Source organism: Endothiovibrio diazotrophicus, from assembly GCF_054657215.1.
Window position 1 is genome coordinate 14,104 of the sequence record NZ_BAAHXB010000028.1, and the last position, 25,417, is coordinate 39,520.

Here is a 25,417-nt window from a genome sequence, read left to right on the forward strand (position 1 = left end):
GGCGACCGCGTAATCGGCTGGATCGGGGGCGATTTCGGCGGAGGTGCCCTCGTTCCCGGCGGATTACGCTAGCGCTAGTCCGCCCTACGGGGCTTCGTGTCAAAACCGGCGTTTCACCGCAAGATCAGGCATCCGTACCGGTTGCCGCCAATCCACCGGACGGTGCGTGTTCACCCCGGTTCGCGGCGCGTCCCAGACAGCGCGACAGCTTCTCCGCCAGCACCTGGACGTGCGGCTCGGCCAACAGCGTCACGTGGGTGCCCGGCACGTCATGGACCTCCACCGGACCGAGCCGCGACCAGCCGTCGAGAAACCATTGCAGCTTGCTCGCCTCCTGTTCGCGGGCGGCGAAGAAGTCGATGGGCACGGGGATCGTCTCTCGCGGGTGGTACTCGATCTGCTCGTTGATGCGAAAGACGTCGATCAGGCCGCGCACCTGGACCGGGTCGGTGTCGGGGGGCAGGATGCCCATCGCTTCGAGCACCTCCTTGACCCGCAGCAGTCGCTCCTGGTGGGTGAGCGGCGCGAGCGCCTCGCGGGTGAGGGGGTGTTGGTAGTCCATCAGCTTGCCGACCGTATCCACCAGCGAGAGCATGAACTCCACGTCGTCCAGCTCGCGGTACTTCTGCCGCCCCTCCCCGGGGGGGCCCGCGTCGAAGAGCGCCAGGGTGCCGATGGACTCGCCCTTGCGGAGCAGCTGCTGGGTGATCTCGAAGGCGATCTTGCCGCCGTAGGAGTGGGCCCCCAAGTGGTAGGGGCCGTGGGGCTGCACGCGCTGGATCTCCGCCACGTAGTGGGCGGCGGCGGCCTCCACCGAGGGATGGGGCGGGGTGGTGCCGTCCAAGCCGACGGCCTGCAGGCCGTAGAAGGGCTGGTCGGCCCCCAGGTGGCGCGCCAGCCAATAGAGGTAGGTGACGTTGCCGCCGGCCCCCGGGACGCAGAAGAACGGCGGCTTGCCGCCGTGTGCCTGGATGGCGACCAGCGACGACCAGAGCGGCTCCGTGGTCGGCTGCTCCAGGAACTCCGCCAGGGCCGCCACGGTCGGGTACTGGAACAGGATGCTCAGCGGCAGGTTCTGCTGGAAGCGTTGTCCGATCCTGGCCATCAGCCGCACCGCCAGCAACGAATGGCCGCCGGAGTCGAAGAAGTTGTCGTGCACGCCCAGCGGGTAGACGCCCAGCACCTCCTCCCAGATTTGCACCAGTTGGCGCTCCTTCAGGGTGCGCGGGAACAGGTAGCCGGTCTGGCGCACCACCTCCCGCTCCGGCTCGGGCAGGGCGCGACGGTCCACCTTGCCGTTGGCGGTCAACGGGAGGCTCTCCATGGCGACGAATGCGCTGGGGATCATGTGGTCGGGCAGCCGCTGCCGCAGGAATTCGCGCCACTCGGGCGCCAGCGAGCGCGCCAGCGTCCGCAACATGGGATTGTTGGCGTGGCGCTGCCATGAGCTGCTGGGGCGTGGCGGGGCAACCGTCCACTCCGCCGACCTGGGTCCTGCCGGGTCGTGCCGGCAGAGGAGGGCGTCGATCGTGCCCTGCTCCGGATCCTGCTCCGACCAGGTGAGGTGGACCGCATAGGGGAGTTCCTGTCCCAGGGCGATCAGCGCGTCCGGCTCGACGCCGTCGCGAGCGCCCTCCCGCTGCCGCAACAGGGCGACCTTTTCGTTATGGTCGTCGGCCAGCCAGCCCATCGTCTCCACCGCCGTCTGCAGGCGGGCGTTGGGAATGCCGCGCACCCACACCCGCGGCGGCTGCTGTTCCTGCAACTGCTGTTGCAGGCGGGGCAGGGTCAGTCCGCTCTGCCGCCAATCCCAATCAGGCACCGGGGCCTCGCGCGCTGCCGGCGTCTCCTCGTCGCCCGCCAGGCGCAAGGTCACCTGGTAGCGGAAGCAGGTCAGCTCGTTGTGGTGACGGCCGCGCTGGAGGGCGACCCGCACCCCCGCCACCTCGGGCAACTGCTGCGGCAGGGCACGGAAAAAGGCCGGATCGATCAGCAGCTCCTCCTCGTTCAGCAGCTGCCGCTGGATCTGGCGGGCGAGCTGTTCCCGGCTCCACTCGGCGGGTGCCTGAAAGCGCTGCACCGCCGCGTGGTAGGCGTCGAGCAGGGAAAAATTGCGCACGTCGCCGAGGTAGATGTGGCCGTTGGGGCGCACGATCCTCACCGCGCCGGCCAGCACCTGCTGGAGATACTCCAGGCTGGGGAAATACTGCGCGACCGAGTTGATGATGACCAGGTCGAAGGTGTTCTCCTCCAGTCCCGCGAAGTCATCCGCGGTCCGCCGGCAGAGGGAGACGGAGGCGAGCGCCTGCCGATCGGCCTTCAGCCGTTCGATGTATGCCAGCGCCTGGGGCGAAAAGTCCGCGCCCACGTAGCGTCGGCAATGGGGGGCCAGACGGCTCAGCAGCAGGCCGGTGCCGCAGCCGATCTCGTACACCTCTGCGGCTTGCAGCGCGAGGATCTCCGCGACGGTGTGGTCGACCCACTCCGCCATCTCCACCTCGGGGATCGCCTCGCCGGTAAAACTGCTGCTCCATCCGGCGAGATTGAAGGAGGGCTCGCCGGCCGCTTCGCCAGCCGGTTCGAGGCCGCCGTAGGTCTGGGCATAGAGCTGCTGCCAGTCGGCCACGTGTTCGCGCTGCAGGCTCTGCCGCACCGGCGCCAGGGTCAGATAGGCGACCAGCTGCTTGTCGTCGGGTGCGTCCTCGCGCACCACCACCGCGGCCTCGCGGATGGTGCCGTGGGCGGCCAGCACCGCCTCGATCTCGCCGAGCTCGATGCGGTAGCCGCGCACCTTCACCTGGTGGTCGATCCGTCCGAGGAACACCAGATTGCCGTCCGCCAGATGGCGCACCCGATCACCGGTACGGTACAGGCGCCCCGCCCCGAAGGGGTTGTCGACGAAACGCGCCGCGGTCAGCTCCGGCCGGTTGTGGTAGCCGCGGGCGACGCCGTCGCCGCCGATGTAGAGCTCGCCGGTGACCCCGATGGGCACCGGCTGGAGCTCTTCGTCGAGGACGTAGAGCTGGGTGTTGGCGATCGGGCGGCCGATGGGGACCGCCTGGTCGGGGAGCTCCGGCATCGATTCGCAGGAGGGCACCTGGTAGACGCAGCAACCCACCACGGTCTCGGTAGGCCCGTACTCGTTCACCAGCCGGCTGCGCGGGGCGTGGCGGCGGTAGAACCCCACCTGCTTGGCGTACAGCGCCTCGCCGCCGATGATGAAGGCGTTGGCGTTGATGCGCTCGGGATCCGCGACCAGCCGGCTCAGCAGCTCCAGGTGCGCCGGGGTGATCTTCACCAGGCTGAAGCGCCGCTCGGGCCCGCCGGAACAGAGCAACGCGCCCAACTCCTCCAGCTCCCCCCGCTCCGAGAGCAGCACCACCTGCCTGCCGCTCAGGAGGGGCGAGAACAGGCTGGTGATGGTGGCGTCGAAGCCGATCGAGGAGTGGACCGGGGCGCCTTCGCCGGCGGTGACGTCGTAGGCCTCGATGCACCACGACAGATAGTTGACCAGTCCCCGGTGGGGAATCATCGTCCCCTTCGGCGTGCCGGTCGATCCGGAGGTGTAGATCATGTAGGCCAGATCGGCGGGCCGGGTCCGGTTCAGCGGATCGTCGTCGGGGTAGGCCGCGATCTCCTCCCAGTCGCGATCCAGCTGGATCACGGTTCCCGAGGGCGCCGGCGCCACCGTGTCGGCCAGCCGTTGCTGGGTCAGCAGGATCGAGACCCCGGCATCGCGCAACATGAACGCCAGACGCTCCCGGGGATAGGCCGGATCGAGGGGCAGGTAGGCCCCTCCCGCCTTCAATATCCCGAGGATGCCGACCAGCAGCTCCGGCGAACGTTCGGCACAGATGCCGACGAAATCGTCCGCGCCGACCCCCAGGGCACGCAGGCGGTGGGCCAGCCGGTTGGCCCGCCGGTTCAGTTGCCGGAAGGTCAACCGACGCTGCGGCGAATCGTCCGTCGGCTCGCCCATGAACGACGGGAAGTCGGTCACCGCGATCGCCTCGGGGGTGCGCGCGGCCTGCGCCTCGAACAGTTGATGGATGCACTGCTCCTTGGGATAGGCCGTCCCGGTCCGGTTCCAGGCGACCAGGAGCCGATGGCGCTCCGCCTCGTCCATCAGCGGCAGGCCCTGGATCGGCTGCTCGGGCGCCGCGACGATGGCGCCGAGCAGGGTGCGATAGTGGTCCGCCATCCGCTCGATGGTCGCGCCCTCGAACAGGTCGCTGTTGTACTCCCACTGCGCGACCCAGCCGTTGGCGGTCTCGCTGGCGGAGATGATCAGGTCGAACTTGGCGGTATGGGTCTCGACGGGGAGCGGGGTGAGCCGTAGCTCGTCAAGCTCGATGCTCTCCATGGGCGCGTTCTGCATGGTGAACAGCACCTGGAAGAAGGGGGTGTGGCCGAGATTGCGCTCCGGGTGGAGCGCCTCGACCAGCATCTCGAAGGGCAGGTCCTGATGCCCGTAGGCCTCCAGGGCGACCCGCTTGACCTGCTCCAACAGCGTGCGGAAGGCGGGGTTGCCACCGAGATCCGAGCGCAGCGCCAGGGTGTTGACGAAGAAGCCGATCAGCGGCTCGATCTCGACCCGGGTGCGGTTGGCGATGGTCGTCCCGACCACGACGTCGGTCTGTCCGCTGTAGCGCAGCATCAGCACCTTGAACGCGGCCAGCAGGACGATGAACAGCGTGGTGTCGCAGCCGACGCTCAGCGCCCGCAGCCCGGTGATCAACGCGTCGGGCAGCGCTTGGGCGTGGTGGCGGCCGTTGAAGGTCTGGATCGCCGGTCGCGGTCGGTCGGTGGGCAGCTCCAGCAGCGCAGGGACGCCCCGCAGCTGCTCCTTCCAGTAGCGGAGCTGCCGCTCCAACACCTCGCCCTGCAACCACTGCCGCTGCCAGTGGGCGAAGTCGGCATACTGCACCGGCAGCGCGGGGAGGGCGGGGGGCTGCCCGGCGACGCGGGCCCGGTAGAGGGCCGACAGCTCGCGTACCAGCACCCCGACCGACCAGCCGTCGGAGGCGATGTGGTGGGTGGTCAACAGCAGCACCGACGCCGCCGGCGCGAGCCGCAGCAGCCGCGCGCGGATCATCCGATCGCGGGAGAGGTCGAACGGCGTGTCGGCCTCCAGCGCGGCGAGTCGCGCTACCTCGCGCGTCTGTTCCTCATCGCCCAGCCGCTCCAGATCCGTTACCGGCAGCTCGAACGGGGAGCCCTCATCGATCACCTGATGCACGTCGCCGTCGACCGCCACGAAGCGGGTGCGCAGGCTCTCGTGGCGCCGCACCACCTCGTTCAGGCTCCAGTTCAGCGCGTCGGCGTCCAGCTTGCCGGTGAGGCGCGTCGCCGTCGGCATGTTGTAGGTGGCCGTGGCGCCCTCTAACTGGTGGAGGAACCAGAGGCGCTGCTGGGCGAAGGAGAGCGGGAGCGGCTGTCCCCGGTCGACCCGGCCGATCACCGTCTGCGTCTCCCGTCGGGCCGGCTCGACCACGGCGGCCAGCGCGGCGATGGTCGGGTGGGTGAAGAGCCGGCGCAGGGGCAACTGGACCCCGAACTGCCGACGGATGCGCGAGACCACCTGGGTGGCCAGCAGGGAGTGGCCGCCGAGGGTGAAGAAGCTGTCGTGGATCCCGATCCGCCCGATCTTCAGCACATCGCGCCAGATCGTCGCCAGGCCCTCTTCGGTCGGGTTGCGCGGCGGCGCGTACTGCGTCTCCCGGCCCAGATTGGCGGCATCCGGTGCCGGCAGCGCCTTGCGGTCGACCTTGCCGTTGGGGGTCAGCGGCAGCTCATCCAGCAGGACGAAGGCGCTGGGCACCATGTAGCCGGGGAGCCGGGCCTGCAGGAAGCGGCGCAGCTCGCCGGGGCGGCAGCGCTCCGCGTCGTCCGCCACGACGTAGGCGACCAGCCGTTTCTCCTCCCCCTCCGCCCGGGCGGCCACCGCGCAGGCGCGCACCGCGGGGGCGTCGCCGAGCACCGCCTCGATCTCGCCCAGTTCGATGCGAAAGCCCTGCACCTTGACTTGGCCGTCCAGCCGGCCGAGGTATTCGATAGCGCCGTCGGGGCGATAGCGGCAGCCGTCGCCGGTGCGGTACAGACGTCCCGCCCCGAAGGGGTTGGCGATGAACCGCTCCGCGGTCAGTTCCGGCCGCTTCAGATAGCCCGCCGCCAGGCCGTCGCCGCCGATGTACAGCTCCCCCGCCACGCCCACCGGGACCTGCTGGCGATAGGGATCGAGGATATAGACCTGGGTGTTGCCGATCGGGCGACCGATGGGCACGCTCTCCTCCCGCGCCCCCGGCTCCTCGCGGACCTGCTGCAGGGTGCTCCAGATGGTCGCCTCCGTCGGCCCGTAGAGGTTCCACAGGCTCTCGCCGCGAGCGAGGAGCTGTGCCGCGAGCGGCCGCGGCAGCGCCTCCCCGCCGCACAGGATCTTCAACTGGTCGTTCCCCTGCCAGCCGCAGGCCAGCAGCATGCGCCAGGTGGCGGGGGTCGCCTGCATCGCGGTGGCGCCGCTCTCCTCCAGCAGGGCGAGCAGCCGCTGGCCGTCGGACGCCGTCTCCCGCCCGGCGAGGAGTACCTGCGCGCCGACCGTCCACGGCAGGAACAGCTCCAGCACGGAGATGTCGAAGGAGAGGGTGGTGACCGCCAGCATCACGTCGTCGGCACCCAATCCCGGCTGGCGCTGCATCGCGTGCAGGAAGTTGACCACCGAGCGGTGGGTGATCTGCACGCCCTTCGGCTTGCCGGTGGAGCCCGAGGTGTAGATCACATAGGCCAATCCGTGTGCCGCGCTCTCCCGCCGCGGCGCGTGGCCATCGCCACGCCCTTGGGCGCGCTCCTCCGCCTCGTCGCCCGGCGCCTGCCCGTCGCCGTCCAGGCACACCACCTGCAGATCCGCCGGCAGACGGGGCCGCAGGCTCCGCTGGCTCACCACCAGGCGGAGGTCGGCGTCTTCCCGCATGAAGGCCAGCCGCTCGTCGGGGTAGCTCGGATCCAGCGGGACGTAGGCCGCCCCCGCCTTGAGGATGCCGAGCAGCCCGACCAGCAGCTCCACCGTCCGGTCGAGGTAGAGTCCCACCAGGGGATGGGCGTCGTCGCCCGCCCCCAGTCCACGCAGGTGGCGCGCCAGCCGATCCGCGCGCGCATTCAGTTGCCGATAGGTCAGCCGCCGGGGCCCGTCGGAACCGGCGCCCCCGCCGGCGGGCGTCCCGCCCGCCAGGCTCTCGTGGCAGGTTACCGCGATCGCCTCGGGGGTCCGCGCGACCTGCTCCTCGAAGCACTGATGGATGGATTTCCCTTGCGGATAGGGCAGCGTGGTGTCGTTCCAGGTCACCATCATCCGCCGGCGCTCGCCCGGCGACAGCAGGCCGAGCCGGTGAATCTCCTGGCGGGGGTGCTCGACGACCTCGGCCAGCAGGTTCTCGAAGTGGCCCGCCATGCGTTCGATGGTCTCCCGCTCGAACAGGTCGCGGTTGAAGATCCACACCCCGCGCAGCCCCTCTGCCGTCTCGATCATCGATACCTGCAGATCGAACTTGGCGGTGCTCTCCTCCGGCTCCACCAGGGAGAGGGTCACCTCGGGCAGTGCGGGCGCCTCCAGTGCCACGTTCTGCAGCGCGAACATCACCTGGAACAGCGGGGAGTAGCTGAGGTGGCGCTCGGGCTGCAACGCCTCGACCAGCGCCTCGAAGGGCAGATCCTGGTAGCGGTAGGCGTCCAGTGCGCCGCCCTTCACGCGCTGCAACAGCTCCAGGAAGGAGGGGTTGCCCGAGAGGTCGGTGCGCAGCACCAGGGTGTTGACGAAGGAGCCGATCAGCGGCTCGACCGCCGCCCGGGTGCGGTTGGCGATCGGCGTGCCGATCACCAGGTCCTCCTGCTGGCTGTAGCGCATCAGCAGGACCTGGAAGGCCGCCGCCAGGGTCATGAAGAGGGTGGCCCCGGCCTCCAGGCTCAGTCCCTTCAGCGCCTCGGTCAGCCCGGCGGCGAGCGCGTGCCCGTGCAGCCCGCCGGAGAAGGTCTGCATTGGCGGACGCGGTCGGTCGGTGGGCAGCTCCAGCAGCGGCGGGGCGCCGGCCAAGCGCTCCCGCCAGTAGCGGAGCTGCTCCTCCAGCCGCTCCCCGCGGAGCTGCTGCCGCTGCCACAGGGCGAAGTCGGCGTACTGCACCGGCAGCGGCGGCAGCGGGGCGGGCGCCCCCTGCAGCCGCGCGCGGTAGAGCGTGGAGAGTTCACGCAGAAAGATCCCCACCGACCAGATGTCGGAGGCGATGTGGTGGAAGGTGAGCAGCAGCGCGTACTCCGGATCCTCCGGCGTCTGGCGCCTCGCGGCCAATTGCAGCAGGGTGGCGCGGATCATCAGGTCGCGCGACAGATCGAAGGGGCGCCGCGCCTCCTCACCGGCCAGCCGGACGATCGTCGCCTCGCGCTCTTCCTCAGAGTGCCGCAGATCGACCACGCAGAGGCTGAATTCGGCGTCGTCCCGGATGACCTGGCGGACACCGCCGGTATCGATCCCGCCATCCGCCTCGCCGTCGGTAACTACTTGCCCTTCGAATTGAACCGCAGATTTTCGCAGATTTTCGCCGATGAGTTCCCGGCCCAATCTGCGAAAATCTGCGTTAATCTGCGGTTGAGTCTCTTGATGGGGTGAGTCGCTGTCGCCGTCGGTCGCCGGGGGGTCGACGTGGAACACCGTGCGCAGGCTCTCGTGTCGCCGCACGATCTCCCGCAGGCTGCCCTCCAGGGCCGCCACCTCCAGCCGGCCCTGGATGCGGAAGACGAACGGCATGTTGTAGGCCGCGCCGTTCCCCTCTTCCAACTGGTTCAGAAACCACAGGCGCTGCTGGGCGAACGACAGCGGCAGCGGGAGCTCGCGGGGGGCGGGCCGAATGGCGGCCTGCTGCTGCGGCGTCTCCTGCAGGTAGTCGACGATCTCCCCCTTCGTCTCCTGGATGCGGGCACGCAAAGCGGGCGTGAGGGCCCCCTCGGGCGCCCGCGAGCGCAGGCGGCCCTCCTGCACCCACAACTTGACGCCGAGCCCATGCAGCTCGCGGATCAGATCCGGGATCAGCTCCCGGTTCTGCTCCCGATGCTGGTCCCGATCCTGGTCCCGGTCCTGCTCCCGATCCTGGTCGTCGCTGGCGGGCCCTACCATGCCTCTTCGATCTCCCCGTCCCGCGCCTGGCCGACCGGCGCCATCTCCCGCGCGAGCCGCACGGTCTCGATGTGCTCCACCAGGGCGGCGACCGTCGAGTGCTCGAAGATGCTGCGGATGGAGAGTTCGATCTGGAAGGTCTCGCGGATCTTGGCCAGCACCTGGGTCGCCATCAACGAGTGCCCCCCGAGGTGGAAGAAGTCGTCGTGGACGCTGATCCGCGGCCGCTCCAGGATGCGGCTCCAGATCTCGGCGACGGTCGTTTCGGTCGGGGTGCGCGGCAGGACGAAGGGGTTTTCCGCGATGACCCTGGCCGACGCCGGATCGGGCAGGGCGCGACGGTCGATCTTTCCGCTGGCGGTGAGCGGGATCGCGTCGAGCTCGAAGAAGCGGCTCGGGATCATGTAGTCGGGCAGCTGTTTTCTCAGCGTGCCGCGCCACTTGGAGGCGATGGTCCCGCTCTGCCCGTCGGCGGCGGCCTCGAGGTCGTGCAGGAGCACATAGGCGACGAGCTGCTTGCCGCGTCCCTGGTCGTGGGCGACCACCACCGACTGGCGGATCGCCGGGAGCTGGTTGAGCGCCGCCTCGATCTCGCCCAGTTCGATCCGCACGCCGCGGATCTTCACCTGGCCGTCCAGGCGTCCGACGATCTCCAGCAGCCCGTCCGGGTGGTAGCGCCCGCTGTCGCCGGTCAGGTAGATGCGGTCCGCGGGGTCGTCGCCGAACGGGTTGGGGAGGAAGGTCTCCGCTCCGCTCTTGTCGCCCTGGTCGATGTAACCGAGGGTGCGGAACGGGGTGCGGATGGCGATCTCGCCCACCTCGCCCACGCCGCACAGGCGGGCGTGGTCTAGCCCGCATTTCTCACCAACCTCCGTAGCGAGGGCGCCGAGACCCCGCTGTGACGGGGCGCGCGGATTTGGCCAGGGATCGGCCTTATGCCGCGAAGGCATGGATGCCGAGAGCGGACCGGAGGGCGACGAAGGCATAGTCGATCCTATGTTGAGGAGTCCGGAGGGAGCACGTCCCGTCACAGCGGGAGGATCGGCGTCCGCAGTAGGAGGTTGGTGAGAAATGCGGGCTAGGACCAGCAGCTGGGTCTCCGGCAGCGGCGTGCCGAGCGGCTGGATGCCCGGCAGCGCCCCTTGTGGAACCCGGTAGAAGCTCTTCGCCAGGGTGGTCTCCGTGGGGCCGTAGAGATTGACGATCTCACCGGCCTCCGGGAAGCGCTCCCGCCACTGGCGAACCAGTTGGGCGGTCAACGGCTCGCCGGCGAGGAAGAGGGTCCGCAGCTGCGCCGGCGAGACCTCCGGCGGGGCGCTCGCCAGCCACGACTGGACCAGGGAGGGCACCGAATGGGTGCGGGTGATGCGCTGCTCGGCCAGCCAACGCAGGATCGCCTCACCCCCCATCTCGTCCGCCTCGGTGGGCAGCACCAGGGTGGCGCCGCTGACCAGCGGCAGCAGGATGTCCCGCAATACCACGTCGAAGGAGAGCGCGGTCAACTGCCCGAAGCGGTCCGCCGGTTCGATGGCGAAGGTCTCGCGCTGCCAGTGCAGGAAGTGGGAGAGCCCCCGGTGGTTGCCGAGGATGCCCTTCGGCTCGCCGCTGCTCCCCGAGGTGAAGAAGAGGTAGGCGGGCGCCTCCGCCGGGACGGACGGCAGGGGGGCGGCGGGCGTGGGGGAGGGGAGCGGGGCATCCGACGGGACGCTCACCATCCGCGGGAACCGCTCGGCGAGCCACTGCTGCTCCTCTTCGTCCTCGCCGACGCGCAGCAATTGCCTTGCCTGCGCCTGCTGCTGCATCCGCTCGCGCCGCCGGCGCGGCAGGCGGGGATCGAGGAGCAGCACCACGCCACCGCCGTAGAGCACGCCGAGCAGGGCGGCCACCAGACCGAAGCTGCGCTCCCCGTGGATCGCCACCACCTCGCCCGCGGCGAGACCGTTCGCCCGCAGGGTGTGGGCGATCGCCTCCGCCCCCGCCACCAGCTCGCGATAGCTCCACTGCCGGGTGCCGTGGGCGACCGCGGTCTGCTCCGGGGTGCGCCCGGCCCACTCGCTGATCCAGCCCGCCATCGGCGGGTGGACGGGCGCGGGCAGGGGCTGGCGGGGGTCGGGCAGGAACGCCGCGGCGCGGGGCGTCACCAGGCTGTAGTCGTCGATCGGACGGGAGACGTCGGCCGCGACCTGCTCCAGCAGGTGCTGATACTGGTCGAGGATGGTGCGGATGCGCTTTTCGGTGAAGAGGGCGCGGTTGTAGACCGTCTGCAGTTCGATCTCGTCGGCCCGCTCCCGCACGTAGAGGGTCAGGTCGAACTTGGGCGGGGTCTGGGTGGCGTTGAAGTCGTCGATGGTGACGCCGTCCAGCGGGTCGGGGGCCAGGTCGGGCAGCATGTTGAAGAGGACCTGGAACAGCGGGTTGTGGTTGAGGTTGCGGGTCGGCTGCAGGATCTCCACGATCTTTTCGAAGGGGGCCTCCTGATTGGCGTGGGCGTCCAGGGTCACCTGCTTCACCCGCGCCATCAGCTCGGCGAAGGTCGGGTTGCCGGAGAGGTCGCTGCGCAGCACCACCACCTGGATGAAGAAGCCGATCAGCGCCTCCAGCTCGGTGCGGTTGCGCCCGGCGATGGGCGAGCCGACGACGATGTCCCGCTGATTCGCCAGGCGTGCCAGCAGCACCTTGAAGGCGCTCAGCAAGGCGATGTAGAGGGTCACCCCGTGGCGGTTGCCGAGCTCCTTGAGCGAGCGGCCGAGCGACCGGGGCAGGGCCACCAGCAGGTGTCCCGCCTCGAACGGGGTGTGCGCGCTGCGCGGGTGGTCCAGCGGGATGTCCAGGGTCGGCAGTTCGCCGCCCAACTGTTTCTCCCAGAAGGCGAGCTGCCGGGTGTTGCGCTGGTCCTCCAGCCACTCCCGCTGCCAGCTGGTGAAGTCGATGAACTGGATCGGCAGCTCCGCCAGGGGGGAGGGCTCGCCGCGCACGGCGGCGTTGTAGAGGGCGGCGAGCTCGCGGAAGAAGACGCCGATGGAGGAGCCGTCGGAGACGATGTGGTGCAGGGTCACCAGCAGCACGTACTCCTCCTCGGCGGGGGCGTCCTGCGGCCCTTCGGCCGCGCCGAGGCGGAGCAGGGTGCTGCGCAGCATCAGGTCGTCGTCGAGCCTGAACGGCCGCTGCGCCTCTTCCGCGGTCAGCCGCTCCACCTCCGCCGGCCGCTCGTTGGCCGGTAGCGAGGCCAGGTCGACGAGTTTCAGGTGGAACTCGGACGAGTCGCGAACCACCTGGCGGATTTCGCCCTCGACGGTGCGGAAGATGGTGCGCAGGCTGTCGTGGCGCCGCACGATCTCGCGCATGCTCCGCTCCAGCATCTCGGGCTTGAGGGCGCCGCGCAGGTGGATCACCACCGGGATGACGTAGGTGGCGTTGGGGCCGTCCTGCTGGTCGAGGAACCACAGCCGCTGCTGCGCGAAGGAGAGCGGGTAGTGGCCCACCCGCGGTGCCGGGTCGATGGTCGTGCCCCCCTCACCGCCATTCGCCTGGCGCAGGAACGCCAGCACCTCCTCCTTGCGCGATTTCAGTTCTTCGAACCGTTGCGGGGTCAATGCGCCGTCGGGTGCGCTGTAGCCCAGATAACCGTCGTCGTCCCAGACCTGGATATCCAGGCGATTCAGATCCGCCAAAAACGCTCGAATGGATTTCATAATCTTCCCCGTTGCCGCTGGTCTTGGTCCTGTCGGGTTCCGTTGCCAGGGGCCTGTTGCAGTGATTGGGTCAACTGGATGTCGTCGATGTGCTCCGCGATCTGCGCCACGGTGGGTTTCTCGAAGAAGCGGTGTAGCGGCAGGCTGGTCTGGAAGCGGTCGCGAATGCGCACGATCGCCCGCGTCGCCAGCAGCGAGTGTCCGCCCAGCGCGAAGAAGTTGTGGTGGATGCCCACCTGGTCGACGTTCAACACCTCGCCGTAGAGCTCCGCCACCACCTGCTCCGTGGGGGTGCGCGGCGGCGTGTAGGGGAGCTGGGCGCTCAACTCCTTGGGGTCCACCGCCGGCAGTGCGCGGCGATCGGTCTTCCCGTTCAAGGTCAGCGGCAGCGCCGCCAGCGGGACGAAGGCGGAGGGGATCATGTAGTTCGGCAGCTTCGCCTCCAGGAACTTGCGCAGGCCCTCGGGATCCACGCCGTCGGGCCGCCCATCCCCGGCGGGCGGGCCCGCTTGCGCGGCCACCACGTAGGCGACCAGCCGCGGCTCGCCGCCGCTGTCCTGCCGCGCCGCCACCACCGCCTCGCGCACCGCGGGGTGCTGGCCGAGCACCGCCTCGATCTCCCCCAGCTCGATGCGGTGGCCGCGGATCTTCACCTGGAAGTCGTTGCGGCCGAGGAATTCGATGTCGCCGTTCGGCAGGTAGCGCGCCAGGTCACCGGTGCGGTAGAGACGCTGCAACGCCGCGTCGTCCCCCGTCGTCTCGCCGTTTGCGCCTGCGGGGGCGCCCCAGTGGCCGCGCGGGAGTTCGATGAAGCGCTGCCGGGTGAGCTCCGGCTGGTGCAGATAGCCGCGGGCGACGCCGTCGCCGCCGATGATCAGCTCCCCCGGCAGGTCTACCGGCACCGGCTGCAACCGCTCGTCGACGATGTACATCCGGGTGTTGGCGATGGGCCTGCCGATCGGCACGCTGGGGAGTCCCGGCGGGGTGCTGCCGTTGACCCGGTGGGTCGACGACCAGATGGTGGTCTCGGTCGGGCCGTACATGTTGACCAGATCACCCGCCAGCAGCCGCTTCAGCCGCTCCGCCAGGGCCGCGGGCAGCGCCTCGCCGCCGACCATCATCGCCTTCAGGCGGTGCAGGGGCGGGTCGCCCTCTTCGAGAAGCATCGTCGCCATCGACGGGGTGCACTGGAAGTGGGTCACCTGGTGGCGCTCGATCAGCTCGGGGATGGAGTAGCGCTCCTCCTCACCGGCTGCCGCGCCGGCCGCTTCGCCATCGGCCCGCGCGCCCTCGGCATTGGCGAGCACCCGCAGCCGGTCGAGATGCCCCAGGTGCTCGAGCACCTGCTCGCCGGGCACGCCGAAATCGATGAGGCAGGCGATCTCGTCGACGCCGATCGCCTTCAGCCGGTCGACCATCCCGAGGCACGACTGCGGGGTGCCGAAGAGCGCGTTGCCCTCGAAATAGCGGTCGAAGGCGAGGGCGAGCAGCGTCTCCATGTCCTCCTCGCCGATCCGCTCCTCCGCGTAGCGCCCCGCGGTCTCCTCCGCGGTTTCGCCCGCCCGCGGTTGGACCGGCGCCAGGCTCCACGCGGCCTGGCCGACCAGGTGGCTGGCGCTGCGCAGGTAGTCGGTCATCGGCTGGCGCACCGTCTCGCGCACCGCCTCGACCTCCTCGCCGACGAAGGTGTGGAGCATGACCGTGGCCTGCCCGGCCCCGGCATGGCCCGCCGCCGTCCACGCCGAGCGGTAGATGCGCAGGTTCTCCTCCAGGTGCTTGAAGTCCTGGTTGAGCAGGTGGGTGAGGATGTGATACCCGCCCTCTCCCGCCCGCCGGAAGGTCTCCGGGTTGCCCGATGCGGTGATCCACACCGGCAGCTCCGCCTGCACCGGGCGCGGGAAGGTCCTGACCGGTACCGCCTCGCCGCGCACCCCCGGAAAGTCGACCGCCTCGCCGCGCCACAGCCGCTTCACCGTCTCGATCTCGCGGAACATGATCTCGCCGCGTTCGGCGTGGTGGGTCGGTTGCAGGACGAAGTCGTTGGGCTGCCAGCCGGCGGCGAAGCCGATGCCGACGCGCCCGTTGGAGAGGTTGTCCACCAGCCCCCACTCCTCGGCGACGCGGATCGGGTGGTGCAGCGGGAGCACGCAGCTTCCCGCCCGCAGCTGCACCCGCCGGGTCACCGCGGCGATGGCGGCGCTGGTGATCGCGGGGTTGGGGTAGGCGCCGCCGAAGGCGTGGAAGTGGCGCTCCGGGGTCCACACCGCGGCGAAGCCGTGCTCGTCGGCGAAGCGTGCCCCGTCGAGCAGCAACCGGTAGGCGCTGCCCGGCTCGGCCTCCTCCCCGTCGCCCTCCCGCGCGAAGTAGAAGAGACTGAAGTCGATCGGGCGGTCGGGCGGCGCGCCGGCGCGGGCGGCGGAGGGCGCCGCGTCGGGCCGGGCGTAGAGCACCACCCGCAGGCCGCGGGTCAGGGTCCAGAAGAGCTCCAGCACCGAGATGTCGAACGACAGGCTGGTGACCGCCAGCCAGGTGTCGCCGGCCTCGTGGGGGATGCGCTCGTCCATGCCGGCGAAGAAGTTCACCACGTTGTTGTGGCAGACCATCACGCCCTTCGGCTTGCCGGTGGAGCCGGAGGTGTAGATCACGTAGGCGAGTTGGTGCGGATCGACGGCCCGCGCGGGATTCCCGGCGCTGCGCTGGGCGATCGCCGGCCCGTCGCCGTCGATCTCGACGATGGTGGCACCCTGCGCCGGGAGGTCGCGGCGCCGTGCCTGGCGGGTGAGGACGATGGGCGCCGCCGAGTTCTCCAGCATGTAGGCGACGCGCTCGGCCGGGTAGTCGGGGTCCATCGGGAGGTAGGCCGCCCCGGCCTTGAGCACGCCGAGCAGCGCCACCAGCAGCTCCGGCGAACGCTCCAGGTAGATGCCGACCAGGGTCTCGGCCTCCACGCCGAGGGCGAGCAGGTGGTGGGCCAGCCGGTTGGCCCGCTCGTTCAGCTCCCGGTAGGTCAGGGTGAGGGGGGCGGCGCCTTTGCGCTCGTCGAAGAGCAGGGCGGTGGCCTGCGGCGTGCGCGCCGCCTGCTCCTCGAACAGGGTGTGGACCCCCTGGTGCCGGGGATACTCCCGGGCGGTGTCGTTCCAGTCGAGGAGGATCCTGCGCCGCTCCGCTTCGTCCATCAGGGGCAGTTCGGCGATCGGCCGGGCGGGATCGGCGACCACCCCCTCGAGCACGGCGGTGAGATAGCGGCCCATGCGCTCGATGGTGCCGGCGTCGAACAGGTCGCGGTTGTAGCGCAGGCCGGCCTTCAGCGCGTCGTCCATGTCGAAGATGGTCAGCGAGAGGTCGAACTCGGAACCGCGCTGTCCGGTGTGCAGGGTCTCGGCGACCAACTCGCCGGTGGTGTAGATCGGCGCCAGGAACTGGTCCCAGATGAACTCGACCTGGAAGATGGGGGAGCGGGAGGGGTCGCGCTCGGGCTGCAGCTTCTCGACCAGCAACGGGAACGGGTAGGCCTTGTGCCCGATCGCGCCGAGCACGACGTCGCGCACGCGGGGGAGCAGCGCGGCGAAGGAGAGCTCGCCCGAAAGCTCGGTGCGCAGCACCACCGGGTTGACGTAGTAGCCGATGGTCCGCGCGAACCGCTCCTCGCTGCGGTTGTCCACCGGCGTGCCGACGAGGATGTCTTGCTGGCCGCTGTAGCGGTGCAGCAGGACCTGGAAGGCCGCCAGCATCACCACGTAGAGGGTGACGTCGTTGGCCCGCGCCAGGGCGCGCAGCTGCCGGTTCAGCTCCGCGTCGAGCGTGAAGGTGTGCTCCGCCCCGAAGTAGGTCTGGACGGGCGGTCGGGGGCGGTCGGTGGGCAGGTTCAGCGGGGCCAGCTCGCCCGCGAGCTGCTGCAGCCAGTACGCCTCCAGGCGTGCGCCGTCGCGCTGCAGGTGATCGCTCTCCCAGGTGACGTAGTCGCGATAGCTGAAGGGGGGGGCGGCGGCGGGGGCGCGATCCTGGAGCAGCGCACGGTAGAGCATCTCCAGCTCTTCGAGCACCACGCGCAGAGAGACCAGGTCGGCCACGATGTGGTGGATCACCACCAGCAGGATGAAGGTGTGCGGCTCCCCCGCCTTGTCGGCCGCCTGCCGCCACAGGCGCAGACGCAGCACCGGCCCGTTCTCCAGGTCGAAGGGGCGGTCGGCCTCCTCCTCGGCCCAGCGCCGCCAGTCGCGGCGGTCCGCGTCGCCGTCGACCTGCACGAAGTAGTCGGCGCTGAAATCGTCGGCCGGCCGCACCTGCTGGATCGGCCCCTCCTCCCGGTAGTGGTAGGTGGTGCGCAGGCTGGGGTGGCGTTCGAGCAGCGTGCGGGCGGCCCGCTCGAGGGTGGCCGGCTCCAGCCCGTCGATCAGGCGCAGGGCGTACATCACGTTGTAGGCGGGGTTCTCCGGCGCCAACTGGTGGATGAACCAGAGCGCCCGCTGGCCGAGGGAGAGCGGGTAGCTGTGCTCGCGCCGTTGCAGGATCTCCAGCAGTGCGTCCTTGTGTCGTTGGATCTCCGCGAACAGGGCGGGGGCCAGCACCCCCTCCGGGGCGCGGCAACGCAGCTTCTCCCCCTCCACCCAGAGCTGTACCGCCTTCGCTTCGAGATCCCGAAGCAGACGATGGGCCGCCGCCGGCCCATCCTCGCGGGTTGGAGGTGCGTTGTTCATAGCGTGAATTCCACCCATTTCGTCTCATCCGTGTGGTTGTGCCCGTCCGTCGGCGGCAGGGCCGGATCCGCGGCGGGCGCCGTCTCCGGGCCCTCGTTCAATTGGCCGTGGACGATGGCGGTGAGCTGCGCGAGGCTCATGCCGCCGAGGAAATCGACGAACGGGACCTCCACCTGCAGGTCGCTGCGGATCCGGTTGCGGATCTCCACCGCCATCAGCGAGTCCAGGCCGAGACGCACCAGCGCCTGCTGCGGCGCGATGCGCTCCGTTGCCGGCAGTTGCAACACCGTCGCGATCGAGCGGTGCAGGTGCTCCTGGATCAACCCTTCCCGCCGATCGGCGGCGGCGAGCCGCCACTGCTCCAGGATGGCGCCGTCGGCGCTCGACGCCGGCGCCGAGGGCGCCGCCTCCAGCTCGTTGAAGAAGGCCGGCTTGACCTCCTGCGCGCGCAGGAACTCCGCCCAATCAATGGGCATCACGCCGCGCTGCGCCGCGCCCTCCCGGAGCAGGTGCTCCAGGGCTTGCAGACCCTGGGGCGGGGCGATGACCCGTTCGCCCGCGGCGAGCCGTTGCGGCGATTGTTCGATCATCTGCGCCATGCGCCCCACCTCGGACCAGGTCCCCCAGTTGACGACCAGGGCGGGCAGGCCCTGCGCCTGGCGATGGTGGGCGAGGCCGTCGAGGAAGGCGTTGGCGGCGCCGTAGCCGGCCAGTCCGCGGTAGGCGAGGAGGCTCGCCATGGAGGAGAAGGCGATCCAGAAGTCGAGGGGGGTCTCCCGGGTCAGCGCGTGGAGGTGCCAGGCCCCCGCGGCCTTGGCCGCCAGCGCCTTGGCGAAGCGCTCCCACGACTGCTGCCGGAGCAGTTGGATCTCGACCACGTTGGCCAGATGGAGGACGCCGCGCAGCGGCGTCGCCGGGTCGATCGCCGCCAGGAGCCGGGCCAGCTGCCGGCGGTCGCTGACGTCGAGCGGCGTCACCGTCACCGTCGCCCCGTCGTCGCGCAGCGCGTCGATCTGCCGTTGCGCCTCCGGCGACGGCGCGCTGCGCGCCGCCAGCAGCAGGTGGCGCGCGCCGCGCTCCACCAGCCAGCGCGCGCACAGCAGGCCGAGCCCGCCGGTCCCGCCGGTGATCAGGTAGCTGCCCTGCGGGTGGCAGGTGAGGGCTTGCGCGGTTGGCGCAGCGGTGGGCGGGGCATGGGTCAGCCGGGCCACGTGGCGCCGTCCGTCGCGCAGCGCGACCTGGTTCTCCGGCGGCGCGAAGGGGAAGACGGTGTCGATCTCCGCCCACAGCGCGGCGGCCTGCGCCGCGGCGGCCTGCGCCCCATCCAGGTCGATGCAGCTCACGCCGAGTTCCGGATGCTCCTGGGCGATGACCCGTGCCATCCCCCACAGCGGGGCGCTGCCGACGCCGGGGAGCCGCTCGCCGTCGGCGACCGCCTGGGCGCCGCGGGTGACCACCCACAGGCGCGAAGAGGTCAAGGCCTGGGTCAGATGCAGCAGGGAGCCGCAACCCCTTGTGAACACCCCGTCCAGCTCCGCCTCTGCATCCGCCGGGGGAGAGTCGAGGCTCCACAGGTGGATCACGCCGTCGGGGGCGGGAATGGCGGCCAGCAGTTGGCGAACGTCGTCGGCGCGCTGCGGGTCAAGGTGGAAGATGTCGTCGCCGATCTGCCGATACGCGTCGGCGGCGTGGGCCTCGACGACCCGATCGCCACGCTCGCGCAGCAGCGCGGCCAGCGCCTCGCCCAGCCCCTGCTCGTCGCGCAGCAGCAGCCAGGTCTGCGCTTGCGCGGTGCGGCTGCGCTCCGCGCGGGCGACGATCACGCTCTGCCCCAGCGGTTGCCGCTGCTGCGGGCTGGCGGGCGTGACCGCCACCTCGGGGAAGCCGCATTCGCCCAGCAGCGCCTGCCACTCCTCCGTGGTCAGCAGCGGGTGGTGGTCGCGCTCGTCGTCGAAGCGCCACCAGCCGTCGGTGAGGCCGAAGGTGAGGTCGAGCCAGCGCTTGCGGCCGGTGGCCTCCAGCAGGATCAGCTCGCCGCCCGGGGTGAGGAGTTGGCGGATGTGGGCCAGCGACTCCCGCAGGTCGCAGGTCGCGTGCAGCACGTTGGCGGCGATGACGATGTCGTACTGCTGCGCCGGGAAGCCCTGGTCGGCGGGGGAGCGCTCGATGTCCAGGGTGCGATAGTGGATGAAGTCGTAGTCGGCGAAGCGGCCCTGCGCCTTGGCGGTAAAGAGCGCGCCGACGTCGGTGAACAGGTATTCGGTCCGCTCCGCCGGCAGGTGCGGCAGCAGCCACGAGGTGGTGCCGCCGGTGCCGGCGCCCACCTCCAGGATGCGCAGGCCGCGGCCGGCGGGGAGGTGCTCGACGGCGTCGAGGACGCTCTCCAGGACCAGGGCGTTCATCACGCGGGCCGCCGGCAGCTCCTGGTAGAGCTGGGTCACCGTGGTCGCGTCGCCGTCGGGGAAGAGCAGCGCCACCGGGTCCTGCTCGCCGCGCAGGACCGCGCCCAGCGGCGCGGCGCAGCGCTCGAGCAGCGTCAGGCAGGCGCCGGCGACCTCGCCGTAGCTCGCCTGCAACGCCGCGATCAGCGGCGCGGGCGGCTCGTCCGGCGGCGTCGCGACGACCTGCCAGACCCCCTCCCGCTCGGCGACGATCCCGCCCTCCGCCAGCATCTCCAGCAGGCGATCGAGCAGCCGCCGGTATTGGGGGAGGAGCTCCAGCCGCTGCGCGAGCTGCGCGGTGGACCAGCGCTCCCCCACCTGCAACGCCAGCCCCGACGCCGCGAACGCCTGCAGCACGTAGTGCAGGCTGACCTCCTCCAGGCGGCGCAACGCCTCCTCCTGTTCGGGCAGGCCGGTCGCCGTGGCGAGCAGTTGCGTGGATTTTTCGGCGAGGCGCCGGCGCAGCGCATCCAGCGGCGGCCGCTCGTCGGGCGAGCGGTGCCAGCTCGGGCGCGGCTGCCAGCTCACCCGGTAGAGCCACTCCCGCCACGCCGCCTGCGCCGGGTCGTCGCCGGCGGTCGGGTGCAGCGCCTGCGACTGGATGCGTTGCATCCGGAAGCCGGAGAGCTGGGCGACCAGCTCCCCGTCGTCGTCGTAGAGCGCGATATCGCCCTCGACCCGCTCGCCGTCGCTGTCGTGCAGCCGCACATGGCTCCAGATCCGCGCATCGAGCGGGCGGTGCATGCGCATCCTGCGCAGCCCGGTCGGGAGGTAGATCGCCCCGTCGAGCGGGCCCTCCCGGGGGAGGGTGGCGGTGACCACCTGGATGCAGGCGTCGAGGAAGGCGGGGTGGACGCCGTAGCCGGCGGTGGCGCCGTTCAGCGCCGCGGGGAGCGTCACCCTGGCCAACGCCTCGCGGTCGCCGCGCCAGATCTCCTCGACCCCGCGAAAGGACGAGTCCAGCGTTACGCCGTGCTCCTGGAGGTCGTCGTAGAAGCGCTCGCCGGGGATCCGCTCCGCGCATCGCGACCGGATCGCCTCGCGCGGAAGCGTCTGCGCCGGCGTCCGTTCCGTCGCTTCGACCGTCTCGGGCGGCGGCGTGGACGCGGCATCGGCCGCCTTGGGGCTCGCGCTGAAGAGGGTTGGCGTCGGCGGCGCCTTGTCTGCGTTGAGCGCCGCATAACGCTCCTTGAGCTGGAGCAGATAGGGGAGGTGGTCCGCGATCAGCTCCGCGCTCGCGCCGAAGTCGAGCAGGCAGGCGATCTCGGTCACGCCGATCCCGGCCAATTGCGCCAGCAGGGGCTGACAGCTCTCCGGCGTGCCGATCAATCCCCGGCTGGTGGCGAAGCGGTCGTAGAGGAAGTGGTAGAAGTCGTCTAGCTCCTGCGCCGAGAGCTGATCCAGGTCCACCTCCCGTCCGCGGCTGCCGGCGAAGCCCTTGACCAGCCCCTTGTTGGCCTTGAGGTATTGGCAGTAGGGCTGGCGGATCTTCCCGTGGACCTCCTCCAGGTCGGGGCCGACGAAGGTGTGCAGCATCAGCGAGACCTCGCCCGCCGCCGCGTCGTGGCCCCCCTGCGCCCGCCCTTGGCGGTAGATCGCGATCTTCTCGGCGAGCTGCTCGACCGAGCAGTCCATCATGTGGGTCAGCAGGTTGCCGCCCACCTCGCCGGCGCGGCGGAAGGTCTCGCTGCTGGCGGCGGCGGTCACCCAGAACGGCAGCTCCTTCTGCAGCGGCGTCGGGTAGGTCCGCACCTGCGCCGGCCGGCCGTTGCCGTCGGTGATATCGATCGACTCGCCCCGCCACAGCCGCTGCACCGTGTCGATGGCGCGGTACATCTCTTGATGACGCTGCGCATAGCGCTCCGGGAAGAAGGCGAAGTCGGTGGGGTTCCAGCCGGAGACGAAGGAGAGGCCGATCCGCCCGTCGGAGAGGTTGTCCACCAGCGACCACTCTTCGGCGATGCGTAGCGGGTGGTGCAGGGCGGCGACGACGCTGCCGGCGTTGAGCCGGATCTGCGCGGTCTCGCGGGCCAGGGCGGCGTGGAGCACCGCCGGGTTCGGGTAGAGGCAGCCCATCGGCGTGAAGTGGCGCTCCGGCACCCACACCGTGGAGAAACCGTTCCGGTCGCCGAATCGCGCCCCCTCGACGATCAACTCGTACTTGTTCCGCTTGACGTCGTCTTCGCCGGAGGCGAAGAACATGAGACCGAATTTCACTGGCGCTCTCCCTGGTCCATCTCCACGCGGGCGGTCGCGTGCAGCACCCACTCGGCATCGCTCGGCTGCGCCGGGCGGCTATGGATCTCGACGCCGCAGCGCCTCTTCCCGTCGCCCCCCGCGGCGGCGGCGTCGCCGGGCTCGCGGGCGAGGATCGTCTGCACCAGCCGGCTCTCCCGCTCCGGTATGAAAAACGGTTGATGCAGCGCCATCTCCGTGATCGCGGGGAGGCCTGCGCCATACGCCTCCCGGGCGGCGCTCAACAGCATCTCCATGTAGGCGGCGGCGGGCAGCACGGCGCGGCCCCACAGCCGATGGCCGGCGACGTCCGCGATCTCCCGGTGCTCGATCTCGTTTTCCCAGATGAGCTGGTCGGGGCGCCGGGCGACGGCGTTGCGGCGGTCGCCGAGCAGCGGATGGCGTCCGGCGGTGCGTTGCGGGCGCCGGGGGGCGGGTGAGGTTTGGTCGACCCAGTAGCGCTCCCGTTGGAAGGGGTAGGTGGGCAGGGCCAGCTTGGCGCGCCGGTAGGGCTGGCTGAAGCCGCGCCAATCGATCTTGGCGCCGTGCTGGTACAGCTCGCCGAGGCTTTGCAGGATCACCGCCCAGTCGTCCTGCCCCTGGCGCAGGCTGGGCAGCAGGGCGGGGGCGTGGGGCGGGTCGATGATCGGTTTGACCAGGCCCAGCAGGGTGGGCTTGGGGCCGACCTCCAGCAGCAGGTCGACCTGCCGGTGGTGCAGGGTGGCCACGCCGTCGGCGAAGCGCACCGCCTCCCGCGCATGCCGCACCCAGTAGTCGGCGCGGGTCACCTCGTCGGTGGCCAGTTGGCCCGTCAGGTTGGAGATCAGCGGCACCTTGGGTTTGGCGTAGCGCACCTTCGCCGCCTCCTGCGCGAACGCCTCCAGCATCGGTTCCATCAGCGGGGAGTGGAAGGCGTGGGAGACGGTGAGCGGCCGGAAGTCGATCCCTTCGGCGGTCAGGGTGGCGAGCACCTCCTCCACCGCCTCCGCGCGACCCGACAGCACCAGGTTGCGCGGCCCGTTGAACACCGCGATGGCGAGCTCGTCGCGGTGGGCGGCGACGAGCGGCTCGAGCCGCGCCCGTTCCGCCATCACCGCCACCATGCGGCCCGGCTGGCAGCGCTGCATCAGGCGGGCGCGGGCCGCGATCAGCCGCAGCCCCTCCTCCAGGGAGAAGACGCCCGCCACGCAGGCCGCGACGTATTCGCCGACGCTGTGTCCCATCACCACGTCGGGGGCGATGCCCCACGACTTCCAGAGCTGGCACAGGGCGTATTCGATGGCGAAGAGGGCCGGCTGGCTGTTCGCCGTCTGGTGGATCGGCGCCGTCGCCTCGTCCGTCGCGGAATCGGGGTAGAGGAGTTCGAGCAGCGAGCGCTCCAGATGGGGCTCCAGCAGCGCCGCGCAGGCGTCCAGGGCGTCGCGGAAGACCGGCTGCCGTGCGTACAGCTCGCGGCCCATGGCGACGTATTGCGCACCCTGGCCGGTAAACAGGAAGGCGATCTTCGGCGGGCGCTGGCCGGCGGCGGCCAGCGCGGCCGTGGGCGCGCGTTCGCCGTTGATGTAGTGTTCCAGCCGCTCGCTCAGCTGCTCCGCGGATTGCGCGGCGATGGCGAGGCGATGATCGAAGTGGGTGCGCCCGACCTGGGTGGTATGGCAGACGTCCGCCAGGTTCGCCGCCGGGTGGCGGGCGAGGAAGGCGTGATGGCGCTGCGCCGACTCGCGTAGCGCCGGCTCGTTGCGCGCCGACAGGGTGAGGAGGTGCCAGGGGGGGGAGGGCACCCCTCCGGCGGGTGCGGACCCGGCTTCGGCGCTTTCGATATCGGGGGCCTGGGCGACCACCACGTGGGCGTTGGTTCCGCTGAAGCTGAAGGAGCTCACCCCGGCGATGCGCTGCTCCAGCGGCCACGGCGCCGTGCGGGTCGGCACCTCGAACGGCCACTGCTGCCACGGGATGTGGGGGTTGGGGGTGTGGAAGTGGAGATTGGGCGGGATCTCCCCGTGGCGCACCGCGAGCGCCGCCTTCACCACCCCTGCGATGCCGGCGCTGATCTCCAGGTGCCCCATGTTGCTCTTGATCGAGCCGATCAGCAGCGGCCGTTGCCGCTCGCGGCCGAAGACCGCCCCCAGCGCCCCCACCTCGATCGGGTCGCCGAGCTGGGTCCCGGTGCCGTGGGCCTCGATGTAGCCGACCTCCGCCGGGGTGACCCGGGCATTGCTCAGCGCCTGGCGGATGACCGCCTGTTGCGACGGGCCGTTGGGCGCGGTCAGGCCGTTGGTGCGTCCGTCCTGGTTGGTCGCGCTGCCGCGCAGCAGGGCGACGATCGGGTCGCCGTCGGCCAGCGCGTCGGCGAGCCGCTTGAGGACCACCACGCCGCACCCCTCGCCGCGCACGTAGCCGTCGGCCGCCGCGTCGAAGGTCTTGCAGCGGCCGTCGGGCGCCAGCATGCCGGCCCGGGAGAAGCTGATGGTGTGCTCCGGCGAGAGGATCAGCTGGGTGCCGCCCGCCAGGGCGAGGTCGCACTCCCCGCCGCGCAGGCTCGCCATCGCCAGGTGGATCGCCACCAGGGAGGAGGAGCAGGCGGTGTCGAGGGCGATGCTCGGCCCCTGCAACCCCAGCAGGTAGGAGAGGCGGCCGCTCGCCGTGCTGTGCGCGGTGCCGGTCGCCATGTTGCCGTCGATCCCCTCCAGCCCCCCCTCCAGCAGTTGCTGGAGGTACTCGCTGCCGGTGATCCCGACGAACACCCCGGTGCGGCTGCCGACCAGGCTCTTCGGCACGATCGCCGCGCCCTCCAGCGCCTCCCAGCTGACCTCGAGCAGCAGGCGCTGCTGCGGATCGAGGCCCGTTGCCTCGCGGGGCGAGAGGCCGAAGAAGAGCGGGTCGAAGCGGTCGATCCCGCGCAGGAAGCCGCCGCAGCGGGTCACCATGCGGCCCCTGGCCTGCGGGTCCGGGTCATACAGGGCGTCGATGTCCCAGCGCTCCGCGGGGACCTCGGTGATGCCGTCGCCGCCGGCGCAGAGCATCTCCCACAGCGCCTCGGGGGTGTCCGCCCCCGGAAAGCGGCAGCCCATGCCGACGATGGCGATCGGCTCGTTGCGGGCATTTTCGTGACGCTTGAGCTTGGTCCGCATCTCCTTCAGCTCGGCCAGCGCCCGGCTCATCAGCTCGCTGGGGTCTACCGCATGGCTGTTCACG

5 protein-coding genes are annotated in these 25,417 nt (G+C 70.8%); all 5 read right to left on the reverse strand.

Translation table 11 applies throughout. The annotated features are described in order from the left end of the window. Positions 1-124: 124 nt before the first annotated feature. From ACYQ2W_RS09540 to ACYQ2W_RS09560, 5 genes are read right to left on the reverse strand one after another with little or no spacing between them, the layout of a single operon-like run. On the reverse strand, positions 125-9,157 hold the full coding sequence (locus tag ACYQ2W_RS09540; RefSeq protein WP_459865650.1) for an amino acid adenylation domain-containing protein: 9,033 nt from the start codon (positions 9,155-9,157) through the stop codon (positions 125-127). Continuing rightward, positions 9,151-12,849 carry a non-ribosomal peptide synthetase gene (locus ACYQ2W_RS09545; RefSeq protein WP_459865652.1) on the reverse strand — a complete coding sequence of 1,233 codons (3,699 nt, stop codon included), beginning with the start codon at positions 12,847-12,849 and terminating at the stop codon, positions 9,151-9,153. The genes ACYQ2W_RS09540 and ACYQ2W_RS09545 overlap by 7 nt, the downstream gene beginning before the upstream one ends. Further along, a complete protein-coding gene (locus tag ACYQ2W_RS09550; protein ID WP_459865654.1) occupies positions 12,846-17,546 on the reverse strand; it encodes a MupA/Atu3671 family FMN-dependent luciferase-like monooxygenase in 4,701 nt (1,566 codons plus the stop codon). The genes ACYQ2W_RS09545 and ACYQ2W_RS09550 overlap by 4 nt, the downstream gene beginning before the upstream one ends. Continuing rightward, on the reverse strand, positions 17,543-22,204 hold the full coding sequence (locus ACYQ2W_RS09555; protein ID WP_459865656.1) for a MupA/Atu3671 family FMN-dependent luciferase-like monooxygenase: 4,662 nt from the start codon (positions 22,202-22,204) through the stop codon (positions 17,543-17,545). The genes ACYQ2W_RS09550 and ACYQ2W_RS09555 overlap by 4 nt, the downstream gene beginning before the upstream one ends. Continuing rightward, the gene (locus ACYQ2W_RS09560; protein WP_459865658.1) at positions 22,201-25,416 is read right to left on the reverse strand and encodes a type I polyketide synthase; all 3,216 of its coding nucleotides are present in this window, start codon (positions 25,414-25,416) and stop codon (positions 22,201-22,203) included. The genes ACYQ2W_RS09555 and ACYQ2W_RS09560 overlap by 4 nt, the downstream gene beginning before the upstream one ends. Position 25,417: the final 1 nt, after the last annotated feature.

Coding starts and splice junctions, on each gene's coding strand:
- ACYQ2W_RS09540 (WP_459865650.1), bottom strand. CDS start 9,157: ATGGTAGGGCCCGCCAGCGACGACCAGGATCGGGAGCAGGACCGGGAC.
- ACYQ2W_RS09545 (WP_459865652.1), bottom strand. CDS start 12,849: ATGAAATCCATTCGAGCGTTTTTGGCGGATCTGAATCGCCTGGATATC.
- ACYQ2W_RS09550 (WP_459865654.1), bottom strand. CDS start 17,546: ATGAACAACGCACCTCCAACCCGCGAGGATGGGCCGGCGGCGGCCCAT.